Origin of the sequence: Magnetospirillum sp. UT-4 (assembly GCF_902729435.1) — a bacterium.
Lineage (GTDB): Bacteria > Pseudomonadota > Alphaproteobacteria > Rhodospirillales > Magnetospirillaceae > Magnetospirillum.
On sequence record NZ_CACVCG010000106.1, the window covers coordinates 1 to 3,074 of the forward strand.

The 3,074-nt window shown below is 69.1% G+C and carries 3 protein-coding genes; 2 read left to right on the top strand and 1 reads right to left on the bottom strand.

What is annotated here, in order from left to right:
• Positions 1 to 142: 142 nt before the first annotated feature.
• Positions 143 to 964, bottom strand: coding sequence for a universal stress protein (locus tag MTBUT4_RS14355; protein WP_173980381.1), 822 nt, complete (start codon positions 962 to 964; stop codon positions 143 to 145).
• Between the two features lie 184 nt (positions 965 to 1,148).
• Here MTBUT4_RS14355 and MTBUT4_RS14360 point away from each other — a divergent pair, with 184 nt between their 5' ends.
• Both MTBUT4_RS14360 and MTBUT4_RS14365 read left to right on the top strand, forming a co-directional pair.
• Entirely contained in the window at positions 1,149 to 2,612 is a 1,464-nt protein-coding gene (locus MTBUT4_RS14360; RefSeq protein ID WP_173980382.1) for a thioredoxin-like domain-containing protein, read from the top strand.
• A 71-nt stretch (positions 2,613 to 2,683) separates the two neighbouring features.
• Positions 2,684 to 2,989, top strand: a complete 306-nt coding sequence (locus MTBUT4_RS14365) for a hypothetical protein (protein WP_173980383.1) — start codon at positions 2,684 to 2,686, stop codon at positions 2,987 to 2,989.
• Positions 2,990 to 3,074: the final 85 nt, after the last annotated feature.

Sequence of the window (3,074 nt, forward strand, 5' to 3'; positions counted from 1 at the left end):
CCGGACAGAAGTGGGTCAAGCCCGGCGATGACGGGTGAGGGGGGCGATTCGAGTCCCGTCCCACACGGGGCCACGACGCCGATGCGTTGAACGGCCGAAAGGGGATGGATGAATCCCCTCGGCTCGCTGTCCGCATCGCGGTTCAGTGGCTCATCAGCACCGGCACCGTCATGTGGTTGAGCAGGTGGCGGGTGGCGCCGCCCAGGACCATCTCGCGGAAGCGGGAATGGCCGTAGGCGCCCATCACCATCATGTCGATGCCCTCGTCGGCGACGCGGTTGAGCAGGGTCTCGCCGACATTGATGCCCTCGGCGTTGAGGTGCTCCCACACCACGTTGACGCCGTGGCGCTGCAGGTGGGCGGACAGATCGGCGCCGGGATTTTCGCCGTGGACGGCGCCGCCCTCGGGCTCGCCGGCGACCACGCGCACCATCTTGGCCTTGGACAGCAGCGGCATGGCGTCGTGCACGGCGCGGGTGGCCTCGCGGCTGGCGTTCCACGCCACCAGGATGCGCTCGCCGACAGTCTCGAACCGGCCCACCCGGGGCACGATCATCACCGGCCGTCCCACCGCCATGATCAGGGCGTCGCACAGCGGCTTCTCGCCGTTGCTGTGGTCGGCCTGGCCGATCAGGGTGAGGTCGGCGTAGCGGGCGTGCATGGACATCATCTCCAGCTGCGCGCCTTCGACGTTGCGCCATTCCTTGGTCACGCCATCGGCCACCTCGAGGCCTTCGAACAGCGCCTTGGCCTTGCGCGCCGCCTCGATATTGTGGCCGTCGTGGATGTTGTCGAAGCGGCTGCCGCTTTTCAGCGCCATGTAGTGATGCAGCTCGACCCGGGTGCGGACGTTCAGGCCGATCAGGTGTCCCTGGTGGATGGCACCGATCCTGGCCGCCAGGGCCAGGCGGATGCGGCAGCGCTCGCTGTCGTCCATATGAACCAGAATATCCTTGATGGCCATGACCGCACCTGTCGGGAAGCTGAAAACGCCGAAGGATAATCCCATAGAAAAATTAGGGCTAGACGTGAACGACAGGACCCACCCTTGCAACCGTCCACTGCCACTGCCTTATAGAGGTAACCATTGGATTCGCCCCCTGCCCGAACAGGCGGGCTGCCACTCCCAAGGAGGCGAACGCCCGTCCATGTTCGGCATCACCCGCGCCCCCGAGATCGACCGCCCCGGACTGCTTTGGTTCAACGTCGATGCGCCGCTGTCCCTGGCGGATCTGAAGGGGCGGCTGGTGGTGCTGGATTTCTGGACCTTCTGCTGTGTCAACTGCGTCCACACCCTGCCGGTGCTCAAGTGCATCGAGGAGCGCTTCGCCGACGAGGTGGCGGTGATCGGCGTGCACAGCCCGAAATTCGCCCATGAATGCGACCCGGCGGCGCTGGCCGGCGCCATCGCCCGGCTGGGCATCACCCATCCGGTGGTGCACGACCCGCGCCTGACCCTGTGGGACGATTACTGCATCCGCGCCTGGCCGACCCTGGCCATGATCTCGCCGGACGGCTACGTCATCGGCGCCCTGCCCGGCGAGCCCCATCCCGATCTGCTGGTCGAGGGGATCGGCGACATGGTGCGGGAATTCTTCGAGCGCGGCGAGCTGGCGCCCCGGCCGCTGGCGGTCAGCCCCATCACCGAGGGCGGCGGCCGGCTGCGCTTTCCCGGCAAGATCAAGCGCTGCCCGGATGGCGGCGCCAGGCTGTGGGCGGTGGCCGATGGCGGTCATCACCAGGTGGCGCTGTTCGACGACGATGGCGGCGAGGTGGCGCGCTTCGGCAGCGGCCGGCCCGGCTGGCAGGACGGCACCGGCGCCGCCGCCGCCTTCAACGGCCCCGAGGGGCTGGCCTGCGACGAGCGCGCCATCTACGTCGCCGATACCGGCAACCACCTGATCCGGCGTATCGACCGGGCCAGCGGCCGGGTCGACACGGTGGCCGGCATGGCCGGCTTCCGCGGTCCCGCCTTGCGCCATGCCTCCGGCGCCGGAAGCTGCGCCCTGGCCTCGCCCTGGGACCTCGAGGTGGCCGGGGGGCGGCTGTATTTCGCCAATGCCGGCAGCCACCAGCTCGGGCTGGTCGATCTGGCCGGCGGCACCGTCACGCCGCTGGCCGGCACCGGCGCCGAAAGTCTGGTCGACGGGCCGGCCGCCGAGGCGGTGCTGGCCCAGCCCTCGGGCCTGGCGCTGTGCCCCGAGAGCACCGGGCTGTTCTTCGCCGACGCCGAATCCTCGGCATTGCGGCGGCTCGATCTGGACGGCGGCCGGGTCGAGACCCTGGTGGGGGCGGGGCTGTTCGATTACGGCCACGTCGACGGCACGCTGGCCGAGGCGCGCCTGCAGCACCCGCTGGGCCTGGCCGTCGCCGATGGCCGCGTGTACGTCGCCGACACCTACAATTCCGCCATCCGCGTGGTCGATCTGGCGGGGGGCAGCGTGCGCGACGTCGCCCGCTTCGGGCACGGCGCCTCGTCCGGCCGGCTGCCGTCGGAGCCGTCCGGCATCGCCGCCGATGGACCCGGCCGGCTGCTGGTCAGCGACAGCGGCAACCACCGGGTGCTCGAGCTGGCCCCGGAGGAGGGCTCGGTGCGGATCTGGGTGGAATAGTGTGAGCGCCCGATTGCGTGCCGGCTGAGGTGGGCTTATGGTCGGGCGGGGACGACAAGGGGGGGCCGTCGATGGCGGTGAAATCACGCTCGGTCATCATCGGCGAAATCGAGGACCATATCACCAAGTACGGCGGTGATTTCGCCGAGTGGTTCATCGGCTGCACCGGCACCCCGACCGCCACCCTGTTCACCAAACACCAGGTGCGCGAGAAGGGCGACCCGTGGATCGTCCGCCGCGCCAAGGACGAGTACGACGCCCACGACGTGGTCGATTATTTCCGCGCCAGCCGCAACGCCAAGGCCCGCCCGCGCGAACCGCGCGACACCGACCTCTACATCTACGCCTTCAAGATCAAGGGCCACACCAAGGTTTAGGCCGGAGCTGAAGGTCCCCGCAGCGCCAAATCAGGTCATTCCCTATCTGTGGCCTCATCCAGAGGAGAGCGCGTGAGCGTTCGTC

Excerpts from the sequence above, each read along its gene's own strand:
- MTBUT4_RS14360 (WP_173980382.1), top strand. The coding sequence starts at position 1,149 with ATGTTCGGCATCACCCGCGCCCCCGAGATCGACCGCCCCGGACTGCTT.
- MTBUT4_RS14355 (WP_173980381.1), bottom strand. The coding sequence starts at position 964 with ATGGCCATCAAGGATATTCTGGTTCATATGGACGACAGCGAGCGCTGC.
- MTBUT4_RS14365 (WP_173980383.1), top strand. The coding sequence starts at position 2,684 with ATGGCGGTGAAATCACGCTCGGTCATCATCGGCGAAATCGAGGACCAT.